Source organism: Streptomyces malaysiensis subsp. samsunensis (assembly GCF_024519315.1).
Taxonomy (GTDB): Bacteria; Actinomycetota; Actinomycetes; order Streptomycetales; family Streptomycetaceae; genus Streptomyces; species Streptomyces malaysiensis.
Genome location: NZ_JANIIC010000052.1, coordinates 26603 through 47955, shown reverse-complemented (window position 1 = coordinate 47955; position 21353 = coordinate 26603). Strand labels below are relative to the sequence as shown.

23 protein-coding genes and 1 riboswitch are annotated in these 21353 nt (G+C 70.0%); of the genes, 16 read left to right on the top strand and 7 right to left on the bottom strand.

From position 1 onward, the window contains the following. Window positions 1-238 precede the first annotated feature (238 nt). The 5 genes from NQU54_RS34845 (at window position 239) to ccsB (ending at window position 5875) form a co-directional block, all read left to right on the top strand. Complete coding sequence (locus tag NQU54_RS34845) at window positions 239-1426, top strand: polysaccharide deacetylase family protein (protein WP_257634515.1); 1188 nt, start codon at window positions 239-241, stop codon at window positions 1424-1426. Window positions 1427-1569: 143 nt separating this feature from the next. Further along, window positions 1570-2187 (top strand): TlpA family protein disulfide reductase, encoded by a 618-nt coding sequence (locus tag NQU54_RS34840; protein ID WP_257634514.1) that lies wholly within the window; start codon window positions 1570-1572, stop codon window positions 2185-2187. Between the two features lie 11 nt (window positions 2188-2198). Then, window positions 2199-2957: a cytochrome c biogenesis CcdA family protein gene (locus NQU54_RS34835; RefSeq protein WP_069865666.1), complete on the top strand. Its 759-nt coding sequence runs from the start codon at window positions 2199-2201 to the stop codon at window positions 2955-2957. A gap of 3 nt (window positions 2958-2960) precedes the next feature. Continuing rightward, complete coding sequence (resB, locus tag NQU54_RS34830; protein ID WP_257634513.1) at window positions 2961-4784, top strand: cytochrome c biogenesis protein ResB; 1824 nt, start codon at window positions 2961-2963, stop codon at window positions 4782-4784. Beyond that, a complete protein-coding gene (gene ccsB / locus NQU54_RS34825) occupies window positions 4781-5875 on the top strand; it encodes a c-type cytochrome biogenesis protein CcsB (protein ID WP_069865396.1) in 1095 nt (364 codons plus the stop codon). Before resB ends, ccsB begins: the two co-directional genes overlap by 4 nt. A 174-nt stretch (window positions 5876-6049) precedes the next feature. Here ccsB and NQU54_RS34820 read toward each other — a convergent pair whose 3' ends face one another. Beyond that, window positions 6050-6544 carry a PLD nuclease N-terminal domain-containing protein gene (locus NQU54_RS34820; RefSeq protein ID WP_257634512.1) on the bottom strand — a complete coding sequence of 165 codons (495 nt, stop codon included), beginning with the start codon at window positions 6542-6544 and terminating at the stop codon, window positions 6050-6052. A 91-nt stretch (window positions 6545-6635) separates the two neighbouring features. On the opposite strand from NQU54_RS34820, the gene NQU54_RS34815 reads away from it, so the two are divergent. The 3 genes from NQU54_RS34815 to NQU54_RS34805 all read left to right on the top strand — a co-directional run bounded on the left by NQU54_RS34815 (window position 6636) and on the right by NQU54_RS34805 (window position 9763). Then, on the top strand, window positions 6636-8087 hold the full coding sequence (locus tag NQU54_RS34815) for a menaquinone biosynthesis decarboxylase (RefSeq protein WP_257634511.1): 1452 nt from the start codon (window positions 6636-6638) through the stop codon (window positions 8085-8087). Continuing rightward, window positions 8084-9007, top strand: a complete 924-nt coding sequence (gene mqnP, locus NQU54_RS34810) for a menaquinone biosynthesis prenyltransferase MqnP (protein ID WP_257634510.1) — start codon at window positions 8084-8086, stop codon at window positions 9005-9007. Before NQU54_RS34815 ends, mqnP begins: the two co-directional genes overlap by 4 nt. A gap of 81 nt (window positions 9008-9088) precedes the next feature. Then, window positions 9089-9763: a UbiX family flavin prenyltransferase gene (locus NQU54_RS34805; protein WP_176743172.1), complete on the top strand. Its 675-nt coding sequence runs from the start codon at window positions 9089-9091 to the stop codon at window positions 9761-9763. Here NQU54_RS34805 and NQU54_RS34800 read toward each other — a convergent pair. Further along, on the bottom strand, window positions 9760-9936 hold the full coding sequence (locus NQU54_RS34800; RefSeq protein ID WP_167459889.1) for a hypothetical protein: 177 nt from the start codon (window positions 9934-9936) through the stop codon (window positions 9760-9762). The two genes, NQU54_RS34805 and NQU54_RS34800, sit on opposite strands and share 4 nt — an antisense overlap. A 112-nt stretch (window positions 9937-10048) precedes the next feature. On the opposite strand from NQU54_RS34800, the gene NQU54_RS34795 reads away from it, so the two are divergent. From NQU54_RS34795 to NQU54_RS34770, 6 genes are all read left to right on the top strand, one after another. Continuing rightward, the gene (locus NQU54_RS34795) at window positions 10049-10510 is read left to right on the top strand and encodes an Lrp/AsnC family transcriptional regulator (RefSeq protein ID WP_069865386.1); all 462 of its coding nucleotides are present in this window, start codon (window positions 10049-10051) and stop codon (window positions 10508-10510) included. Between the two features lie 45 nt (window positions 10511-10555). After that, window positions 10556-11734 (top strand): aminofutalosine synthase MqnE, encoded by a 1179-nt coding sequence (gene mqnE, locus NQU54_RS34790; RefSeq protein ID WP_257634509.1) that lies wholly within the window; start codon window positions 10556-10558, stop codon window positions 11732-11734. A 95-nt stretch (window positions 11735-11829) separates the two neighbouring features. Continuing rightward, the gene (locus NQU54_RS34785) at window positions 11830-12489 is read left to right on the top strand and encodes a UdgX family uracil-DNA binding protein (protein ID WP_257634508.1); all 660 of its coding nucleotides are present in this window, start codon (window positions 11830-11832) and stop codon (window positions 12487-12489) included. A gap of 127 nt (window positions 12490-12616) precedes the next feature. Then, window positions 12617-13141, top strand: coding sequence for a GNAT family N-acetyltransferase (locus NQU54_RS34780; protein WP_167502678.1), 525 nt, complete (start codon window positions 12617-12619; stop codon window positions 13139-13141). 115 nt (window positions 13142-13256) lie between these two features. Further along, window positions 13257-13544, top strand: a complete 288-nt coding sequence (locus tag NQU54_RS34775; protein WP_173963240.1) for a DUF4229 domain-containing protein — start codon at window positions 13257-13259, stop codon at window positions 13542-13544. A gap of 384 nt (window positions 13545-13928) precedes the next feature. Beyond that, window positions 13929-15257, top strand: coding sequence for a dicarboxylate/amino acid:cation symporter (locus tag NQU54_RS34770; protein ID WP_257634507.1), 1329 nt, complete (start codon window positions 13929-13931; stop codon window positions 15255-15257). A gap of 113 nt (window positions 15258-15370) precedes the next feature. On the opposite strand, the gene NQU54_RS34765 is transcribed toward NQU54_RS34770, so the two are convergent. Beyond that, a complete protein-coding gene (locus tag NQU54_RS34765) occupies window positions 15371-15691 on the bottom strand; it encodes a DMT family transporter (RefSeq protein ID WP_079258533.1) in 321 nt (106 codons plus the stop codon). A 31-nt stretch (window positions 15692-15722) separates the two neighbouring features. After that, a riboswitch (guanidine-III (ykkC-III) riboswitch) is annotated at window positions 15723-15788 on the bottom strand. 8 nt (window positions 15789-15796) lie between these two features. Further along, complete coding sequence (locus tag NQU54_RS34760; RefSeq protein WP_257634506.1) at window positions 15797-16813, bottom strand: alpha/beta hydrolase; 1017 nt, start codon at window positions 16811-16813, stop codon at window positions 15797-15799. 130 nt (window positions 16814-16943) lie between these two features. Here NQU54_RS34760 and NQU54_RS34755 point away from each other — a divergent pair, with 130 nt between their 5' ends. Next, window positions 16944-17648, top strand: coding sequence for a TetR/AcrR family transcriptional regulator (locus NQU54_RS34755; protein ID WP_372506140.1), 705 nt, complete (start codon window positions 16944-16946; stop codon window positions 17646-17648). A gap of 121 nt (window positions 17649-17769) precedes the next feature. Here the strand turns inward: NQU54_RS34755 and NQU54_RS34750 are convergent, their stop codons facing one another. Together NQU54_RS34750 and NQU54_RS34745 are read right to left on the bottom strand one after the other, a co-directional pair. Next, window positions 17770-18942, bottom strand: coding sequence for a lipase family protein (locus NQU54_RS34750; RefSeq protein WP_257634505.1), 1173 nt, complete (start codon window positions 18940-18942; stop codon window positions 17770-17772). A gap of 99 nt (window positions 18943-19041) precedes the next feature. Then, window positions 19042-20136 (bottom strand): AraC family transcriptional regulator, encoded by a 1095-nt coding sequence (locus NQU54_RS34745; protein ID WP_257634504.1) that lies wholly within the window; start codon window positions 20134-20136, stop codon window positions 19042-19044. Window positions 20137-20289: 153 nt separating this feature from the next. On the opposite strand from NQU54_RS34745, the gene NQU54_RS34740 reads away from it, so the two are divergent. Then, on the top strand, window positions 20290-20736 hold the full coding sequence (locus NQU54_RS34740) for a cupin domain-containing protein (protein ID WP_093700974.1): 447 nt from the start codon (window positions 20290-20292) through the stop codon (window positions 20734-20736). A gap of 114 nt (window positions 20737-20850) precedes the next feature. On the opposite strand, the gene NQU54_RS34735 is transcribed toward NQU54_RS34740, so the two are convergent. Next, window positions 20851-21054: a cold-shock protein gene (locus tag NQU54_RS34735; RefSeq protein ID WP_014178671.1), complete on the bottom strand. Its 204-nt coding sequence runs from the start codon at window positions 21052-21054 to the stop codon at window positions 20851-20853. Window positions 21055-21353: the final 299 nt, after the last annotated feature.

The window sequence follows — 21353 nt, the reverse complement described above, 5'->3', positions numbered from 1 at the left end:
GGCGCTCGAGCGCGGCCGCCGGGGCCACGGCGCCTGGGCGGAGCGGGGCCGCGGTGTGCGTGACCGGCACATGGCCGCGGGATGACCGGCGGGCCATGGGCCATGTCATCGAATGGAGACATTGTGCTCGCCGTGTAATTGACCGCGTTCCCTCGGAACCTCGCTATTCGCCTCGCCATCTCCAGGGTTGTCCGGACACCCCGGGCAATCAGAGCGGCGAGTGCGAATTGAGGACGTTATGCGTGAGGTCAGCCGGAGGGGGATCCTCGGTCTTGGTGTGGGAGCGGCGGCATCACTGGCCGTCGCCGGCTGCTCCTCGGGATCCGGATCCGGTACGCCGAAGCCCGCGAGGACGACCCAGGCGAAGCCGATTGGTGACGGCTCGACTTCACAGGGTGAGAAGCGGCCGGAGGCCCCGAAGCCGGAGCGGCTGGAACCTGGGCAGAAGCCGCCGCAGTTCGTGGTCTTCTCATGGGACGGCGCGGGAGAGGTCGGCAACGGTCTCTTCCCGCGGTTCCGCAAACTGGCCCGGGACCACGATGCGTCCATGACGTTCTTCCTCTCCGGTATCTACTGCCTTCCGGAGTCGAAGAAGTCGCTGTACCGGCCGCCGAACAACCCCGTGGGCGCCTCCGACATCGGCTATCTCACCGATGAGCACATCAAGGAGACGCTGCGGAACGTGCGCGAGGCATGGCTCGAGGGCCATGAGATCGGCACCCATTTCAACGGGCACTTCTGCTCCGGAAGCGGATCGGTGGAGAACTGGACGCCCGCGCAGTGGAAGTCCGAGATCGACCAGGCCGTGTCCTTCGTCACGGAGTGGCGGACGAATACGCGTTTCACCGATGTGGAACCGCTGCCCTTCGACTACCACAAGGAACTCATCGGCGGCCGCACTCCGTGTCTGAAGGGGCAGACCAATTTGCTGCCGACGGCCCGGGAGCTCGGCTGGCGCTATGACGCCAGTTCGCCGGGCGGACTTCAGGTGTGGCCCTCGAAGAAGCAGGGGGTGTGGGACTTCCCGCTTCAGCAGATTCCCTTTCCCGGGCACTCCTTCGAGGTGCTCTCGATGGACTACAACATCCTGGCGAACCAGTCACAGAATTCCACCAAGGCCCCGCCCGCGAACTACCCGGGCTGGCGCAAACAGGCCACCGACGCGTACATAGCCGGTTTCAATCGCGCCTATGAGACCAATCGCGCCCCGTTCTTCATCGGAAACCACTTCGAGCAGTGGAACGGCGGTATCTATATGGACGCCGTCGAGGAAGCGCTCAAGCACATGGCCGACGAGAAGCGGAAGGACGTCCGGCTGGTCTCCTTCAAGCAGCTCACCGACTGGCTGGACGCACAGGACCCCGCGGTCCTGGCCGAACTGCGCGGGTTCGGCGTGGGCCAGGCGTGGAGCGCGAACAACGACTGACGCCGTCGGCGGGGGCGTGGAGCGGAGACGGTGCGGGGCGGGGAGCCGGGGTGGTGGCGCGCCGCAGGGCCCGTGGGGCCCGGCGGTTGGTACCCGGAGGGGGGTGGCGAAGATCCCCAAAAGGGCCATGCGAAACTTTTCACATGAGTGCCTGCCGTGCCCCTCGGGGCCTCGCGACCCGTCGTCGCGCAACCGTGCTGGCCGTCGGGGCCACGGTTGCCGCGCTGTCCCTGACCGCCTGCGGCGGGGGCGGCACCTCGGGCGGCTCCGCCGACACCAAGTTCGTCCAGGGCAAGGGCGGCGTGGACACCGTCGCCAAGGAGAACCGTAAGGACTCCCCCCAGCTCTCGGGGAAGACCCTGGAGAACAAGCCGCTGGATGTGGCGGACTACAAGGGCAAGATCGTGGTCCTGAACGTCTGGGGGTCCTGGTGCGCCCCCTGCCGGGCCGAGGCGGCGAATCTCGCCAAGGTCGCCAAGGACACCAAGGCCAAGGGTGTGCAGTTCATCGGGATCAACACCCGTGACTCCAACCGCGCCCCCGCGCTCAGGTTCGAGAAGGAATACGGCGTCGACTACCCGAGCCTGTACGACCCGATCGGGAAGCTCATGCTGCGCTTCCCCAAGGGCAGCCTCAACCCGCAGGCCATCCCCTCGACGATCGTCCTGGACCGGGAGGGCAGGATCGCGGCCCGCGCCCTGACGCCGCTCAGCGAGGAGCGCCTGCGCTCGATGGTCACCCCGCTGATCGCGGAGAAGTGACCTCCGTGAGCATGCTGGCCGCCGCCACCGATCCCAACCAGACCGTCCTGACCGGGGCGCTGCTGCTGGCGCTTCCGGTCGCCCTGCTCGGCGGGCTGGTCTCCTTCTTCTCCCCCTGCGTGCTGCCGCTGGTGCCCGGCTATATGTCGTATGTCACCGGTGTCACGGGGACGGACCTGGCCGAGGCCAAGCGCGGCCGCATGATCGCCGGCGCCTCGCTCTTCGTGCTCGGCTTCACCGCGGTTTTCGTCTCCGGGGGCGCGCTCTTCGGCAACTTCGGCTGGACGCTCCAGGAGCACAAGGAGACCATCTCCAAGGTGCTCGGGGTCATCACGATCGTGATGGGCCTCGCCTTCATGGGGGTCCTCAAGGGCTTCGGTCAGCGGGAGTTCCGCTTCCACGTCAAGCCCACGCTGGGGCTCGCGGGGGCGCCGGTGCTGGGCGCCCTGTTCGGCGTCGGTTGGACGCCGTGCCTGGGGCCGACGCTCACCGCCGTCAACGCCCTGGCGTTCAATGAGGCGAGCGCGGGGCGCGGGGCCCTGCTCACCGCCGCGTACTGCGTGGGGCTCGGGCTGCCGTTCGTGGTGGTCGCCGTGGCCTACCGCCGGGCGCTGGGTGCCTTCGGCTGGGTCAAGCGGCACTACGTCTGGGTGATGCGAGCCGGGGGCGGCATGCTCGTCGCCCTGGGGGTGCTGCTGCTCACAGGTGTCTGGGACACCATGATGGGCTCCATGCAGACCTGGGCTCAGGGCTTCAACGTTGGGATCTGATCGATGTCCACCACCGATACCGACACCGCGGCCGGCAAGGAGGCCGGAACGCCGCCCGAGGGCGGCGCGACCGCCGAGGAGCGCGAGCTCGGCGCCGCGGAGTCGCAGCTGTCCACCGCCCCGGCCGAGGAGATCAACATCCCCTCGCTGGGGCCGCTCGGCTGGGCCCGGTGGTTCTGGCGGCAGCTGACCTCGATGCGGGTGGCGCTGCTGCTGCTCCTGCTGCTCTCCCTGGCCACGATCCCCGGCTCTCTGGTCCCGCAGACCAGCATCGACCAGCTCAAGGTGCAGGACTTCCAGGAGCGGCACCCGACGCTGACGCCGATCTACGAGAAGCTCCAGCTGTTCCACGTCTACAGCTCGGTGTGGTTCTCGGCGATCTATCTTCTGCTGTTCATCTCCCTCATCGGCTGCATCGTGCCGCGCACCTGGCAGTTCATCGGCCAGCTGCGCTCCCGCCCGCCGGCCGCGCCCCGCCGGATGACCCGGCTCCCCGCGTACACCACCTGGCGCAGTGAGGCCGAGCCGGAGCAGGTGCTGGCCGCCGCCCGGAAGATCATGAAGGGGCGCCGCTTCCGCGCCCACGCCTCGGGCGACGCGGTGGCCGCGGAGAAGGGCTATCTGCGCGAGGTGGGCAATCTGCTCTTCCATATCGCGCTGATCGTGCTGTTGGTGTCCTTCGCCGCGGGCCAGCTGTGGAAGACCGAGGGCAGCAGCCTGGTCACCGAGGGCGGCGGCTTCTCCAACAGCCTCACCCAGTACGACGACATCAAGACGGGGCAGCTGTTCAACAGCGATGACCTCGCCCCCTTCGGCTTCCAGCTGGACCGCTTCACCGCGACCTATGAACGCAGCGGCCCGCAGATGCGCACCCCGCGCACCTTCCGCGCCGATGTGACCTACTGGGACGGTGCGGAGGGTGCCTCCCGCAAGACCTCCATCGAGGTCAACAAGCCGCTGGAGATCTCGGGCTACAAGGTCTTCCTGCTGAACCACGGCTACTCGCCGGTCGTCACCATCCGGGACGGCAAGGGCAATGTGGTGCACCAGGGCCCGGTGGTCGGGCTGCCGATCGACGGGGCCAACCTCACCGAGAGCATGGTCATCAAGGTCCCGGATTACCGGGACAAGAACGGCAAGAAGGATCAAATCGGCTTCCAGGGGCAGTTCCTGCCGACCTGGGTGCGCAGCCAGGGCATGTTCTCCGTCTTCCCGGCGCTGGACAATCCCACCCTGGTGCTGACCGCCTACCACGGCAGCCTCGGTGTGGACGGCGGTACTCCGCAGAGCGTGTACCAGCTGGACAAGTCGCGGATGAAGCAGTTCATGGAGTCCGACGGCAAGACCAAGTTCGCCCGGGCGCTCAGTGTGGGCGACACGATGAAGCTGCCGAACGGCGCCGGAACGCTTTCGTTCGACGGCGTCAAGGAATGGGCCAGCTTCCAGATCTCGCACAAGCCGGGTGACCAAGGCGCCCTCATCGGCGCCGTCGTCGCCCTGGTGGGCCTGGCCGGCTCCCTGTTCATCCAGCGCCGCCGGGTGTGGGTGCGCGCGGTGACGGGCGACGACGGCACCACCGTGGTCGAGATGGCGGGGCTCGGCCGCAGTGAGTACGCCAAGCTCCCCGAAGAACTCGCCGATCTGGCCGTCCGTCTCCAGGCGGACGCACCTCCGGCCCCGGAAGCGGAACCCGATCCGGAATCCGGCCGGGAGTCCACCCAGGAATCCGGCAAGGGCTCCGACGAGAACCCCAGCAAGGACTCCTCCCCGGAATCCGCATCCGACACCGCAGATCCCGCAGATCCTGCCGAAGGAGCGCGCGCGTGAAACTCGCCGCCGAAGTCAACGAGAACCTGGCTCACTACAGCAACGTGCTGATCTACTCGGCGATGGCGGTCTACACCCTCGCCTTCCTCGCGCATATCGCCGAGTGGGTGTTCGGCAGCCGCAGCGCCGTGGGCCGCACCGCCGCCGCGATCACCTCCGACGCCGCGGCCACCCAGCGCGCCAAGGTGACCGTGCAGGTCGGCGGGCAGGGCGGCGGCACCGCCGTGCTGGAGCGCCCGAAGATCGTCACCCGCTCCGCGGCGGGCAGCCGCGACATCCCGGACGGGCCGGGCGCCGCGGGCGGCACCGAACAGGGCGATGTGTACGGCCGGATCGCGGTGGGCCTGACCGTACTGGCCTTCCTCTTTCATGCCGCGGGCGTCCTCTTGCGCGCGCTGTCCGTGCAGCGGGCCCCGTGGGGCAACATGTACGAGTTCTCCACGACCTTCGCCATGGTCGCGGTCGGCACATACCTCGTGCTGCTGGCGCTGAAGAAGAATGTGCGCTGGATCGGGCTGCCCCTCGTCACCACGGTCCTCCTCGACCTCGGTCTCGCCGTCTCTGTCTTGTACACCGACAGCGACCAGTTGGTTCCGGCCCTGCACTCGTACTGGCTGTGGATCCACGTCAGCTGCGCGATCATCTCCGGCGCCTCGCTCTACATCGGGGCCGTCGCCACGCTGCTCTACCTCTTCCGCGACCGCTACGAGGCCCAGCTGGAGAACCCGGAGGGCAAGCAGTTCGGCCGGTTCGCCAAGTCCGTTCTGGAGCGGGTGCCCTCGGCGGCGTCGCTGGACAAGTTCGCGTACCGGATCAACGCCACGATCTTCCCGCTGTGGACCTTCACGATCATCGCGGGCGCGATCTGGGCCGAGGCCGCCTGGGGCCGCTACTGGGGCTGGGACCCCAAGGAGGTCTGGTCCTTCATCACCTGGGTCGCCTACGCCGGGTATCTGCACGCCCGCGCCACCGCCGGCTGGAAGGGCCGCAAGGCCGCCTACCTGGCGCTGATCGCCTTCGGCTGCTACCTGTTCAACTACTACGGCGTCAACATCTTCATCACCGGCAAGCACTCCTACGCCGGGGTCTGACACCGATACGCCGGAGTCCGGCACTAAACCCCCAGCGGCCGGCTCCTGTGACATGGGTCACGGGAGCCGGCCGCTGTCGTGCGGACAGCCCAGAGGGCAGGCGAACGCCCGTAAGGACCGCGGCGTCCCCGCCCGCGCCTCGGCGCGCCGTGCCGTCGGCCGCCTGAGCCCCGTTCAGGACACGGCGGGCGGCGGGGTGTCCTCGGGTCCCGAACCGGGCCCGGAGCCGGAGCCGGAGCCCGAACCGGAGCCGGGCCCCTCGCCCTTGCGCCGCAGCTCCTCCTCGCGGCGGCGGAGGTCGGCCTCCCAGTCCTTCAGGCGATCCTCGTCGCTCTCGCGGTCTGCGGGCGTGTCGGCCGGTCCGTTCCCGTCGTCCTTACCGCTGTTGTCATTCAGGGACTTGAGGAACTCGGGGTTGTCATCAGGCGCGACCCAGCCGCCCCCGCCGCCCGCGCTCCGCACCCCGGGCCATCCGCCGCCCCCGCCGACGGCGCGCTTACGGCCCGCGATCAGCCAGGAGACGGAGCCCACGACGGGGAACAGCAGGACGAGGATCGCCCAGATGGGCTTGGGGATATAGCGGATGTCCTGTTCGTCGGTGGTGATGCAGTCGATGAACGCGTAGATGCTCAGTGCCAGCGGCACCAGGATCATCAGCACCCGTAGCATGAGGCGATTCCCCCCTGCGTGTGGTGTTCGGGGCGGTGGCTCGGGCCCCCAGTTACGGGACCAGGGTAGTGCGTACCGGATACTGGGACGCATGGCTTATGACGATCTTCGTTCCTTTCTGCGGGCGCTCGACAGGGAAGGCGACCTCAAGAGGGTCAAGGCCGAGGTCGATCCGTATCTGGAGATCGGGGAGATCGTCGACAGGGTCAACAAGGCCGGCGGGCCCGCGCTGCTCTTCGAGAACGTCAAGGGCTCGGCGATGCCGCTGGCCATGAATGTCTTCGGCACCGACCGCCGTCTCCTCAAGGCCCTTGGCCTCCGCTCGTACGACGAGATCAGCGAGAAGATCGGCGGGCTGGTCAAACCCGAGTTGCCCCAGGGGTTCACCGGACTGCGCGAGGCGTTCGGGAAGCTGGGCTCGGTGGCCCATGTGCCGCCGAAGAAGGTGAAGGAGGCGCCCGTCCAGGAGGTGGTCCTCACCGGCGACGACGTCGATCTGGACCAGCTTCCGGCGCTGTTCACCTGGCCCGAGGACGGCGGGTCGTTCTTCAACCTCGGCCTCACCCACACCAAGCATCCCGAGACCGGGGTGCGCAACCTGGGCCTGTACCGCCTCCAGCGCCATGACCGCCGCACCATCGGCATGCACTGGCAGATCCACAAGGACAGCCGCAACCACTACCAAGTGGCCGCCAGGCGCGGGGAGAAGCTCCCGGTGGCGATCGCCTTCGGCGCGCCGCCCGCCGTGACCTACGCCGCGACCGCGCCGCTGCCCGGCGATATCGACGAGTACCTCTTCGCGGGGTTCGTGCAGGGCCGGCGGGTCGAGATGGTCGACTGCCGGACGGTGCCGCTCCAGGTCCCGGCGGCCGCCGAGGTGGTCATCGAGGGCTGGCTTGAGCCCGGGAAGATGCTGCCGGAGGGTCCGTTCGGCGACCACACGGGCTTCTACACGCCCCAGGAGCCGTTTCCGGCCCTGACCATCGACTGTGTGACGATGCGGCGGCGGCCGCTGCTCCAGTCGATCGTGGTGGGCCGTCCGCCGACCGAGGACGGACCGCTGGGGAGGGCGACCGAGCGGTTCTTCCTCCCGCTGCTCAAGATCATCATCCCGGACATCGTGGACTACCACCTCCCCGAGTCCGGTGGCTTCCACAACTGCGCGATCGTCTCGATCGACAAGAAGTACCCCAAGCACGCGCAGAAGGTGATGCACGCCATCTGGGGCGCCCACATGATGTCGCTCACCAAGCTGATCGTCGTGGTCGACGCCGACTGCGATGTACACGATCTGCACGAGGTCTCCTGGCGCGCTCTGGGGAACACCGACTACGCCCGCGATCTGACCGTGGTCGATGGGCCCGTCGACCACCTCGACCACGCCTCGTACCAGCAGTTCTGGGGTGGCAAGGCGGGCATCGACGCCACCGCGAAATGGCCCGAGGAGGGCTATACCCGCGACGGCGGATGGCCGCGCATGGTCATGTCCGACCCGGAGACCGCCGATCGGGTGACAAAGCGATGGAAGGAGTACGGGCTGTGAGCGCCGATTCCGCGACCCCCGATCTCTTCGGCCCCGAACCGGCGCCGCCCGGCCGGGTCCGCGCCTTTCTGCGGCTGGTGATGATCGAGCACTCGGTCTTCGCGCTGCCCTTCGCCTACACCGCCGCGCTGACCGCGATGCACCTGTGGGACTCCACGGTCCACTGGACGCGGCTGCTGCTGATCACGGTCGCCATGGTGGGCATGCGCACCTTCGCGATGGCCTGCAACCGGATCATCGACCGCGAGATCGACGCCCGCAATCCGCGCACCGCCGGCCGTGAGCTGGTCACCGGCGCGGTGTCGGTGCGCACCGCGTGGACCGGCACGCTCATCGCGCTCGCCGTCTTCCTGGGCTCGGCGGCGCTCCTGGGCCCGCTCTGCCTGGCGCTGGCGCCGATCGCGGTGGTGCCGATGGTGGTCTATCCGTACGGCAAGCGGTTCACCGACTATCCGCACGCCATCCTTGGCCTGGCCCAGGCCATCGGCCCGATCGGCGCCTGGATCGGGGTCACCGGCGAGTGGTCGTGGGACGCGGTGATCCTCGGGCTCGCGATCGGTATCTGGATCGGCGGTTTCGACCTGATCTACGCCTGCCAGGACGTGGCGGCCGACCGGGCGCACGGGGTGCGGTCGGTGCCGGCCCGCTTCGGGATCGCGGGGGCGCTGTACGGGGCGCGGGTCTGCCATGTGGTCACCACGGCCCTGCTGGTCTGGTACGCGCTGGCCACGGACGCCGGGGCGTTCTTCTGGGTGGGGCTGGTGATCGTCGCGGTGGCGTTCGCGTATGAGCACACGATCGTGCGGCCGGGCGATCTGTCCCGGCTGAACCGCGCCTTCTTCACGGTCAACGGCTTCATCGGGATCGCCCTCTTCTGCTGCGCCCTCCTCGACCTCGTGGTGCGGGGCCTCAGCCTGTGAGACCCGCCGGATAGGCTCGGTGGCGTGGAGACGCCGCACGAGCCTTACGGACCGCATGAGCCGTACGGGCCGCACGAGGAAGTGAGTCGGCGCCGTCCCTGGGTGGTCGGTGTGTCCGGCGCGTCCGGGACGCCGTACGCCGCCTCGGTGCTGCGCGCGCTGCTGGCGGCGGGGGAGGCGGTCGACCTGGTGGTCAGCCGGGCGTCGCGGCTGACGCTGCTGGACGAGACGGGGATCGGGTTCCGGGACGCCCACTGGCGCGAGGATCTGTGCCGCTGGCTGGCGCGGGGCGCGGACGGTACGCCCGACGCCTTCGAGGTGCCGGCCGAGGTCGCGGACGTGACCCACTGGGCGGCCGGGGACCTGGCGGCCGGGCCGTCCTCGGGCTCGTACCCGACCAAGGGGATGCTGATCGTCCCGGCGAGCACCGCGTGTGTGGCCGGGGTGGCGCTCGGACTGTCGAAGGACCTGCTCCAGCGGGCCGCGAGCGTCACGCTCAAGGAACGGCGCAAGCTCGTGGTGGCGGTGCGCGAGACACCGCTGAACGGGCAGACGCTCAAGGCTCTGGTGACGCTGGACGAGGCGGGCGCGGTGGTGCTGCCCGCCTCGCCGGCGTTCTACGCGGGGGCGACGCATATCCAGGATCTGGTGGACTTCGTCGCGGGGCGGGTGCTGGACGCGGCAGGGGTGCCGCACAAGCTGTACCGCCGGTGGGAGGGGGAACTCGGTGGGGACCGGGACCGGGGAACGGCCTAGCGGGTCCAGCGCCTCCTCGAGCGTGCGCTGCGGGCCGCGACGACGGCCGCGCGGCGGGCCGCGCGGGAGACGGGCCGGTCGGTGGTACGGGCTGCACGCGAGCGGCCGGCCAGGTCCCGCAGCTCGAGCATGCGGGCCTCAAGGCCCTCGATCGTGTACACGGTGAGTCTCATCTCCTGAGGGATGGTCGATCGCCTAAAAGATTTACAGGGCTTGTGGCCCTGATGCCTTAGATTCTACATGTAATCTTGCTCAATCCCTGAATAATGGAAGGCGTACGTGGATATGGACGCGGTGGACAGGCAGCTCATCCAGGCTCTTCGGGAGAACGGACGGGCCTCGTACGCGGAGCTCGGCAGGCTTGTCGGCCTCTCCGGGCCCAGCGTCACGGACCGGATCAACCGCCTGGAGGCCGCCGGGGTCATCACGGGCTATCGCGCGACCGTCGACGCCGCCTCCCTCGGACTCGGCGTCACCGCCCTGATCGGCATCCAGCTCTCGGACGCCACCGACCACGAGGACGTGGCCCACCGGCTGCGCGAAGTCGCCGAGATCGAGGACTGCTGGTTCATCGCGGGCGACGACTCCTACATGCTCAAGGTGCGCGCCTCCGATGTGGACGGCCTGGAGGGGACCATCCGCAAGCTCTCCGGCACCAAGGGCGTCTCCCGTACCCGTACCACGATCGTGCTCTCGACCAAGTGGGAAAACCGGGTCGGCGAGCTTCCGGAGGACATCGAGGCGTAGTGTCGGCCAAGGCTGACATCAGCAGACGTATGGGAGGCGACCGGGGTGACGGGGACCACAGACGACGCGGGTTTCAAGCGGGAGTTGGAGCAGAAGGTCCGCGCGGGCGAGCGGCTGTCGAGGGAGGACGGCATCGCCCTGTACGAGTCCGACGATCTGGCCTGGCTGGGCGGTCTCGCCCACGAGGTGCGCACCCGTAAGAACGGCGACGTCGTGCACTTCAACGTCAACCGCCACCTCAACATGACGAACGTGTGCACCGCGTCCTGCGCGTACTGCTCCTTCCAGCGCAAGCCCGGCGAGAAGGACGCCTACACGATGCGCATCGAGGAGGCCGTCCGCCTCGCCAAGGCGATGGAGAACGAGAACCTCACCGAGCTCCACATCGTCAACGGCCTGCACCCCACCCTCCCCTGGCGCTACTACCCGCGCTCGCTCAGGGCGCTCAAGGAGGCCCTTCCGCAGGTCTCGCTCAAGGCGTTCACCGCCACCGAGATCCACCACTTCGAGAAGATCTCCGGCCTGTCGGCCTCGGAGATCCTCGACGAGCTGATCGACGCCGGGCTCGAGTCCCTCACCGGCGGCGGGGCCGAGATCTTCGACTGGGAGGTCCGGCAGCACATCGTCGACCACGAGACCCACTGGGAGGACTGGTCGCGCATCCACCGGCTCGCGCACGAGAAGGGGCTCAAGACGCCCTGCACGATGCTCTACGGGCATATCGAGGAGCCCCGCCACCGGGTGGACCACGTACTGCGCCTGCGTGAGCTCCAGGACGAGACCGGCGGCTTCCAGGTCTTCATCCCGCTGCGCTACCAGCACGACTTCGTGGACATGAGGGACGGCAAGATCCGCAACCGCCTTCAGGCCCGCACCACCATGGCGACCGGCGCCGAGGCGCTGAAGACCTTCGCGGTCTCGCGGCTGCTGTTCGACAATGTGCCGCACGTCAAGGTCTTCTGGGTGATGCACGGGGTACAGACCGCGCAGCTCGCGCTCAACCACGGCGCGGACGACATGGACGGCTCGGTCGTGGAGTACAAGATCACCCACGACGCCGACGACTACGGGACGCCCAACAAGCTCACCCGTGACGACCTGCTCGAACTGATCCAGGACGCCGGTTTCCGGCCGGTGGAGCGCAACACCCGCTACGAGATCATCCGCGAGTTCGACGGCCCGGACCCGGCCCGCCGCGAATCCCCGCAGCCGATGCGGGTGTGAACCGTCCCGCCCTCCGCCCGGGGCGGGGGTGACCCGCTCCGCCCTCCGCCCGGCGGCCGCTGTCTGACGGCCGCCGAGCGGGGCACCCGGGGGCCATGGCCGGTACGAAGAGCCCCGAGGACGCGTACACCGCCGCCCCCTTCGTCCCGCACCACGCCGACCTGGGCACGCTCCGGGAGGCGGCGGCCGGATGCCACGGCTGCCCGCTGCACCGCGACGCCACCCGGACGGTCTTCGGCGCCGGTGACGCGGACGCCCGGGTCGTGCTCGTCGGCGAGGAGCCGGGCGACCAGGAGGACCGGCAGGGCAAGCCGTTCGTGGGCCCGGCGGGCAAGGTCCTCGACCGGGCGCTGGACGAGGCCGGGATCGACCCGGACGAGTCGTACCTCACCAACGCCGTCAAGCACTTCAAGTTCACCCATGTCCCCGCGCGCGGCAAGCGCCGCATCCACAAGCCGCCCAGCCTGCGCGAGCTGTCCGCCTGCGGGCCCTGGCTCGAGGCCGAGCTGGAGCTGATCGAGCCCGAGGTGATCGTGGCGCTCGGCGCCACGGCGGGGAGGGCGCTGCTCGGCCCGTCGTTCCGGGTGACCAAACAGCGCGGGACGCGGCTGGAGGGCGATGCGTCGGGACCGGCGCACGGCGGCCTGATCGTCCCCACGATCCACCCCTCCGCGGTGCTGCGGGCCGACGACCGGGAGGCGGCGTACGAGGGCCTGGTGGCGGACCTGAGGGTCGCGGCGGAGCTGCTCGGCTGAGGCGAGGAGACCGGAGCGCGGGTCGCGTACGAGCGGTGATCGGGGCCCGATACCCGATGGCCGGGGCCCGATGCCCCATGGCCGGGGCCCGAGGGTGCTGTCAGCCCCCATCGGTATCGTCCGCCGCATGCCCCTGCGCTTTGAACTCGACCCCGAGACCACCCCCGAGCTGCTCGATTCCGTCTGCGCCCTCTGGGCCGACGTCTCGAACGCGGGCGGCGCCGTCGGCTTCGTACCGCCCGTGGCCAAGGACGACATACGCCCCGATCTGCTCAGGCACCTCGCCGCGATGACGGAGGGCCGGACCCGCCTGCTCATCGGCCGCGACGAGGACGGCGCCGTGGCCGCCACCGCCTTCTTCACCTTCAACACCCACCGGCTGATGCACCACTGGTGCTGGCTCTACACCGTGATGGTGCACCCCTCCCACCAGGGCAAGGGACACGGCCGCGCCCTTATGGCCGCCGCCGAGGACGCCGCGCGCCGTATGGACGGCATCCAGGGGATACGGCTCACCTGCCGCGGCGGCACCGGGGCGGACCGCTTCTACGAGGCGTGCGGCTACAAGGAGGTCGGGCGGGTGCCCGGCGCGATCAGGGTCGCGGACGACGATTTCCGGGACGACGTCACCATGTGGCTGCCGCTGAATTGATCAGAAACCGGCCATGGTTCACTGGGAGGACAGGTTCTTCCGGCAGAGGCCCCATCAGGAGCGCCCGGCGGAACTCGCAGAACTCCCAGAACTCCCCGGAGAGAGAGGACGAGTCGTGTCCTTCACGCCGAGCGCCGCGTTCCGCTACACCCTCATGCGCCTGGGAATCTTCGTCGGCTCGTTCCTGGCCATCTGGGGCCTGGTCTACTTCCGGGTGCTGCCCTCCGGCCTCGGCAGCTCCAACCTCTTCTGGGTCATGCTGCTCGCGCTGGTCGTCTCGGCGCCGCTGAGCTGGGTGGTGCTGCGCAGGCAGCGGGACGCCATGGCCGTCCAGGTCGCCGAGAAGGTGGACCGCGCCAAGGAGCGGCTGGCCGCGAACCAGAGCCAGGAGGACGGCGTCTGACCGGTGGGCCGGGAGAACGGCGCCTGACCGGCGCGGTCCTGTAACCCTCCTCACACCACCCCGCACACTCCAGCGACGCCCCTTGTGCCATCTTCCGTCGGCACAAGGGGCGTTGGTGTCTTTCCGTCCCTCAGGGGCCCTCAGAAGTCAAAGATTTCCTTTGGGTTCCCCAAAGTGGCGGTGTTAATGTACTTGTCATGAAGACAGCAGCCGCGCCCCACATCACAGCGAGCGTTCCGCTCGTGGCGCGCCTGCACATCGATCTTTGCCGCTGTCTGTCCGCGGCCTGTCGTCGCCGCTGACTTCTCCTCCGCACAGCGGCCGGAGATCCCGTACGGACTCCTGGCTTTCTCCTGCCCTCTTACCTCCACCGGAGTGTGTCCGTTGTCGTCCGACCTCAAGGCGTCCCCCCAGGGGCCGTCCTCCTTCCGCCTGCCCAAGGTGCCCTTCTGGGCGCAGATCCTGCTGGGCCTCGTCCTCGGTGTGGTGCTCGGCTGGATCGCCCGCAGCGGCGATGTCGGCTGGCTGGTCACCACGCTCGACAAGATCGGCTCGATCTTCGTCCAGCTGCTGAAGCTGGCCGTCGCCCCGCTGGTGTTCTTCGCGATCCTGATCTCGATCACCAATCTGCGGAACGTCAACAACGCCGCCCGGCTGGCCACCCGGACCCTGCTGTGGTTCATGGCCACCTCGCTCATCGCCGTCGCCATCGGCCTGGCGATCGGCCTGATCACCAACCCGGGCGCCGGCACCGACCTGTCCCCCAAGGACGGCGCCAAGCCGGATCACGCGGGCTCCTGGCTGGACTTCCTGACCGGCATCGTGCCGACCGACGTCATCACCCCGTTCACCGAGCTGAACGTCCTCCAGATCGTCTTCATCGCCGCCGTCGCGGGCGTCGCCGCCCTCCAGCTCGGCGAGAAGGCCCAGCCGATCCTCACCCTGAGCCAGTCGGTGCTCGAACTCCTCCAGAAGGCGCTGTGGTGGGTCATCCGCCTCGCCCCGCTGGGCACCCTCGGCCTCATCGGCACCGCCATCGCCGACTACGGCTGGAACCTGATCGGCAAGTACGCGACCTTCACCGCCGACATCTACATCGGCTGCGCACTGGTGATGTTCGGCGTCTACCCGCTGCTGCTCGCGACGGTCGCCAAGATCAACCCCCTGAACTTCTTCAAGGGCGCCTGGCCCGCCATCCAGCTCGCCTTCGTCTCCCGCTCCTCGGTCGGCACCATGCCGCTGACCCAGAAGGTCACCGAGCGGCTGGGCGTCCCCAAGGAGTACGCCTCCTTCGCGGTGCCCTTCGGCTCGACGACGAAGATGGACGGCTGCGCCTCGATCTACCCGGCGATCGCCGCGATCTTCATCGCCCAGATCTTCGACGTGCACCTCGGCGTCGGCGACTACCTCCTGATCGCCTTCGTCTCGGTCATCGGCTCCGCAGCCACCGCCGGCCTTACGGGCGCCACGGTCATGCTGACCCTGACCCTCTCCACCCTGGGCCTGCCCCTGGAGGGCGTCGGCCTGCTGATGGCCATCGACCCGGTCCTGGACATGATGCGGACCGCCACCAACGTGGCCGGCCAATCGCTGATACCGGTGATCGTCTCGGCCCGCGAGAAGATCCTCGACCACGAGGCGTACGCCCACGCCAGCGCCTCCCCGCTGGACGACCGCGAAGAGCAGCCGGAGCCCCAGCTGGCCGCCGCGTGACGTCGTCGGGCAACGCCGCCGCGTAGCACCTCCGTGCGGCAAGGGCGACAACGGCCATAAGAGCGACAAGCGGTGCCCCCGGACCACGCCTCGGTCCGGGGGCACCGTGCTGTTCACTCGCCCGCCGTGGCCTCCAGGCCGACGATGGCCACCACCAGCAGGAGCAGGAAGAAGATCCGGGCCGGGGTGACCGGCTCGTGGAAGAGGACCATGCCGAGCAGGGCGGTGCCTACGGCGCCGATGCCGACCCAGACGCCGTAGGCCGTGCCGATGGGCAGGCTCTTCACCGCCGCGCTCAGCAGCCCCATGCTCACGATCAGCCCGGCGACGGTGATCACGCTGGGCCACAGGCGGGTGAAGCCATCGCTCAGCTTCATGCCGATCGACCAGCAGATTTCGAACAGCCCGGCCGTGAAGAGCAGGACCCAAGCCATGACGGCACCTCCGTGAAGTCTCTCGTTACGGGGTGCGTCGTCTTTGCGGGTCCCGGTACGGCGCGTCTCGTCGGGTCGATTCCGACCGTAGCAAACCTCCCCGTGTCAGATGAGCGGGGCGGTGAGGAGGGGGAGGGCGTGGGTGAGTTCGCGTTCCCAGTAGGGCCAGGTGTGGGTGCCGGGGCCGTAGAGGTGGGCGGTGATGGCCAGGCCGTGGGCGCGGGCGCGACGGACATAGCGCTGGGCCATCTCGCCGAGGCCGCGCTCCAGGGTGTCCTCGGGGCGGTCCGGGGGGTCGAGGGGACCGGGGCTGCCGTTGCCGCAGGCGAGGTAGAGCGGGTAGCCGCGGGGGAGCCGGGGGATCAGGGCGTAAGGGTTGTGGGCGTCCCAGAGCGAGGACTGGGCGGCGGGGTCTCCCCAGAGGGCCGCCGGGTCGGCGCCCTGGCCCGTGAGGATGCCTTGGACGCCGGCGGGGTCCAGGGTGGTGTGGATGACACCGCTGAAGGACGCCGCCGCGCGGAAGAGACGGGGGTGGCGGGCGGCGTAGGAGAGGGCGCCGAAGCCGCCCATGGACAGTCCGGCGATCGCGCGGCGGCCGTTGGCCCGCAGGGCGCGCTCCAGGAGGGGGCGCAGCTCGCCCAGGTGGAAGGTCTCCCAGGCGGGCGGGCCGTAGTGGCCGCCGTTCCACCAGTTCGAGTAGAAGCCGGCGGGGCCGCCCTCGGGGGAGACGATCAGCGCCGGGGTGGCGGCGGTGATGGTCTCGACATCGGTGTTGCGGGTCCACGCCTCCCATCCGGGGGCCGGGTCGCAGCAGCCGTGGAGCAGATAGAGGATGGGCCAGCGGTGGTGGGGCCGGCGGTCGTAGCCGGTGGGGAGGAGGACGCGGGCGTGGCCCTCGCGGCCCAGGGCGGGGGAGTCGATCGTCAGGTCCAGGACGCGCTCACTGACGCGGTCCGCGGCGATGAGGCGCGGGCGGGCGGGTGTCCGGCGTCTGCTGAACGCTTCCGGGGAACGGGCCTTGGAGGAGCCGGGCTCCGGGGAGCGGGCCTCCGCGGGGGCCGTGAGGAGCGGTGCGGCGGCCAGCGCGGTCAGCGCGGCGAGGGTACGGCGGCGGTTCGGCATCGTTCGTTCTCCTTCGCGCTTGCGTTACGGAGTTGAACGGGGCACGGTGCGTGGTCAGTTGAAACTTTGAGGTCGGCGGGCGGCCGTGGCAAGAGCGCTGACAGTGGTCCCACGTAGGCTTATCCGCGATATGTGTGCGGGGGCACGATCGAAGGGGGCGGCCTGCGTGGGCGGGGCGACGCGGAACAAGCGCGTACCACGGGCGGTGCGGGAGCAGCAGATGCTGGACGCGGGGGTGCGGGCCTTCGCGCGCAGCGGCTATCGGAACGCCTCCATGGACGACATCGCCGAGCTGGCCGGGGTCTCCAAACCGCTGGTCTATCTCTATCTCAACTCCAAGGAAGACCTGTTCACGGCGTGCATACGGCGGGAGGCCGCGGCGCTGGTGACCGCGGTGCGCGCGGCCGTGGAGCGGGACGCGCCCGCCGACCGGCAGTTGTGGAGCGGGCTGAGCGGCTTCTTCGCCCATACGGCCGAACACCCCGACGGATGGACGCTGTTGCATGTGCAGGCCCGTACGCATGGCCAGCCCTACGCACGCGAAGTGGCCGCGATGCGCACGGAGATCGTGGAGTTCGTGACCCAGCTGATAGCCGCGGCGGCGCGGGAGCACGCCCGCGAGGCGGCGCGCGCCCGGACCCTCGCGGGCACCGAGGTGTCCGGGCTCGCGCATGCGCTCGTGGGCGCGGCCGAGTCGCTCGCGGACCGGGCGGGGGACGGCAGGGCGGGCGGCCCCTCGGCCAAGGAGGCCGCGGCCACCCTGATGAACTTCGCCTGGGCCGGGCTGGGGAACCTGCTCCAGGGGAGAGGCTGGGCGCCCGAGCGGATCGGCTGACGCGCGGGTCCTACGGCTCATGTGCGGGGCTAACGGCTCACGCGGGCGGATCGGTTGACGCAGGCTGATCGGCTGACAGGCAGTCGGCGCCGCATCAGGCGGGCGTCGCGCCAGGCAGGCGTCAGGCCCCGCAGTTGCCCCGCGTCGGCTCGTCCGCCAGCCGTCCGGCCATCCAGTCCAGGGCCGTCGGTATCCCGGTCAGCGCCGTGGTGACGTGGTCGAGCGGATAGTCCTGCCACTCCACCGGTACCCCCCGGGCGCACCAGCGGTCGCGCAGCGCCTCGCCGACCCGGTACGGGATCAGCTCGTCGAGCCTGCCCTGGTAGAGGTAGACGGGGTGGTCGACAGAGCGGGTGCCCAAGAGGGAGGCGCGCAGCGCGAGTTGCCAGACCGGGTCGGCCAGCGGGTCCCTTACGGTCACCTCGGACCTGTGCTGGAAGAGCCCGGCGATGGTGCTGAGGGACACGCAGTTCCGCTTCATGAAGTCCACATAGCCGCGTCCCCGGTCGTTGAGGTACGAGTCGAGCCGCAGCGCGGGGAAGGCCGAGTCCTGTCCGGCGAGCGCCATCAGGGCGAGCCCGGCGCCCGCGCCGCCGTCGTTGTAGTCCAGCGTCGTGGGGAGGTCGGCGGGCACGCCCCCGGCGACCGTGCCTTTCACCCGCAGCTCGGGGGCGTAGGAGGGGTGGAGTTCGGCGGCCCAGCCGGCCGCCTGGCCGCCTTGGGAGTAGCCCATGATGCCCACGGGCGCGTCCGGTGAGAGCCCGGCCTCCGGAAGGCGCTGGGCGGCGCGCGCCGCGTCCAGGACGGCCTGGCCCTCGGACCGGCCGACCGTATAGGTGTGGTCGTCCGGCGTGCCCAGGCCCTCGTAGTCGGTGACGGCCACCGCCCAGCCACGGCGCAGCGCGAGGTCGATCAGCTGGGCCTCGATCGAGGCGCCCTGCGGGAATCGGCCGGACACCGCGCAGCCGTCGGCGAGGCCGACGGCGCCGATGCCCCAGGCGATGAGCGGCCGCGGGCCCTCTGTGCCGTCGTCGGGGACGACGACCGTGCCGGAGACGACGTCGGGACGGCCGGTGGCGGTGGTCGAGCGGTAGGTGATGTGCCATGCCCTGGTGGCGGTCGGCACACCGGGCAGGGTCCGGAAGGCGGTGGGGGCGGAGGTGACGATGTCGCCGGGTCTGCCGGTGTCCGCGGCCGGGGTGTCCGACGAGGCCGCGGCGGCCGGGGCGGCGGGTGACGCCGAGGCCAGGGTCAGTGCGGCGAGGGCGGCGAGCACGGTGGTGCGGATACGCATACGGCTCTCCCAACGGTGCGGGCGGTGCGCTCCGGCGGTGCCGGGTCGCTGTGGGAGGACCGTAGGGACGGCCGGGGTGTCTGTGGCTGACCGCGGCGCTCAGATTTGCTGACTCCACATCTCATGTCGGTATGCGCCCGGGGTTGCCCCGGTCCAGCGCCGGAACGCCCGGTGGAACGCGGTGTCCTCGGAGAAGCCCAGCCGTACGGCCAGGTCGGCGATGGGTTCGTCCCCTTCGGCCAGGCTGCTGACCGCCTCATCGCGCCGTACGGCGTCCTTGAGCCGCTGGAAGGACGTGCCCTCCGCGCTCAGCCGCCGCCGCAGCGTCGCCGGGCTGACCGCCAGCCGGGCGGCGACCTCGGGAAGCTCCGGGAGCCGCGCGGTGCGCCGGGCGCGCGGGCCGTCGGCCGGGCCGCCGCGCGTCCGCAGCGCCCCGGTGAGCGCGTGCCGCACCTGTTCCGCGACGGTCGTCGTTCCGTACTCGCCGCGGCTGAGCAGCCCGGCGGGCGCGTACCGCAACAGCGTCTGGAGCGTGGCCTCGTCCTGGACGACGGGGGCGGTCAGCCAGCGACGGTCGAATCCGGCCGCGGTGCGCGGTGCGCCGAACCGGGGCGGGCAGCCGAAGAGCGGCTCGTAGTCCTCGGCGTACGGCGGCGGGGGATACGCGAACTGCGCCCACAGCAGCGGGATCCGGTGCCCGATCAGCCAGCCCGCGAGCCGGTGCCAGATGAGCATGAGCCACTCGGCGACGATATGGCCCTCGGCCGCCGTAAGGCCGCCCTCATGCGGGCCCAGCCCGCCGCGCAGGGCGAACACCGCCTCCCGGCCCGGGCTCGCGCCGCGCTCCAGGGCCAGATTGGGCCCGCCGGGGAAGAGCCGGTAGAAGCGGGCCCCGCGCTCCACCGCCGTGCCGAGGTCGGGGCAGCCCAGCGAGGCGTAGCACATCATCGCGAAGGTGCCGGGCCGGCTGCGGATGGTCCCCAGCCCCAGGAACTCGTCCCGCGTGACCCGGTGCAGGGCGCGCACCAGCCGGGCGAACTGCTCGGGGGAGACACGGGCGCGGTCGTCGGCGAGCAACAGCGGGGGTATCCGGGCCCGTTGGAGCAGGGGGATGGTGTCGAGGCCGAGCCGCTGCGCACCGCGCAGCGCGGCCCGTACATGGTGCACCGTCACCGTTCGCCGCCCGCGCCCCATGGTCAGAACCGTAGCCCGGGCGGGCACGTCTCGTCAGCGGTGCGTCGCCGGACCCCTACAGTCCGTGAGCGCCTTACGGGGCGCTTTTCGGGACGCCTCACGGGCTATCCTCGACGGGCCCGGACCGATGTGTGAGAGCGGTGAGTGAGGGACATGACCACGACCCGACGGCCCGCGACGGCCGAATGGCTCGGCCTCGAACCCCATCCGGAAGGCGGCTGGTACCGGGAGACCTGGCGCAGCGATGTCACGGTGCGGCCACCGGGGTACGACGGCGAGCGCGCGACGGCCACGGCGATCTACTTCCTGCTGACTCCCGGTGAGGAGTCCCGCTGGCATGTGGTGCGTTCGGCCGAGCTGTGGCTGTGGCACAGCGGCGGCCCGCTGCGGCTGCGGCTCGGCGGTACGGGCGACGCTCCGGAGGCGGCCCCCACGGATGTGGTCCTGGGCCCCGATATCGCCTCCGGTCAGCGCCCCCAGGTCGTCATCCCGCCGGGCACCTGGCAAGCGGCTCGTCCGGCGGCGGACGAGGAGGTCCTGGTGAGCTGTGTGGTCGCCCCGGGCTTCGACTTCGCCGACTTCCGGCTGCTGGAGGACTGACCGTCCCCGTGACGCGGGCCCGAAGGGCGGAAGAGGCGGAAAGGGGCATGGAAAGGCAGGAGCCCCGCCTCCCCGCCGGGCGGGGAGCAGGGCTCCTTGGGTGGTGCTGCTGGATCAGGCGGCGCTGACGTTCTCCGCCTGCGGGCCCTTCGGGCCCTGGGTGACGTCAAAGGTCACGGCCTGGTTCTCCTCGAGAGAACGGAAGCCGCTCGCGTTGATCGCGGAGTAGTGAACGAAGACATCGGGGCCGCCGCCGTCCTGGGCGATGAAGCCGAAGCCCTTCTCGGCGTTGAACCACTTGACGGTTCCGGTAGCCATAAGCCCTCCTTGGGCCAAAGGGTTGCCCTGCTCCAGAACCTGCAAGAAGTCTGAAAACTACAAAAGCCTGCGGTTACATGCTCCGCAGGCTCTGTACTGCAAGGAAACCAAACTGCAACTTGCGGCGAGCTTAGCACGCTCCGTGTGCGAGAGGAAAGAGCCGAAGATCACGAAAACGAGGGGTTTCCCTGGCCTGTGAGATGGATAAGATCGCAGGTCGAGCAGGTGTCGGCCGGTCAGCCCCAAGGCTACCCGGCCACCCCGCCGCCATTCCCGGGGCCGAGCGGAGCTAGCCTCCG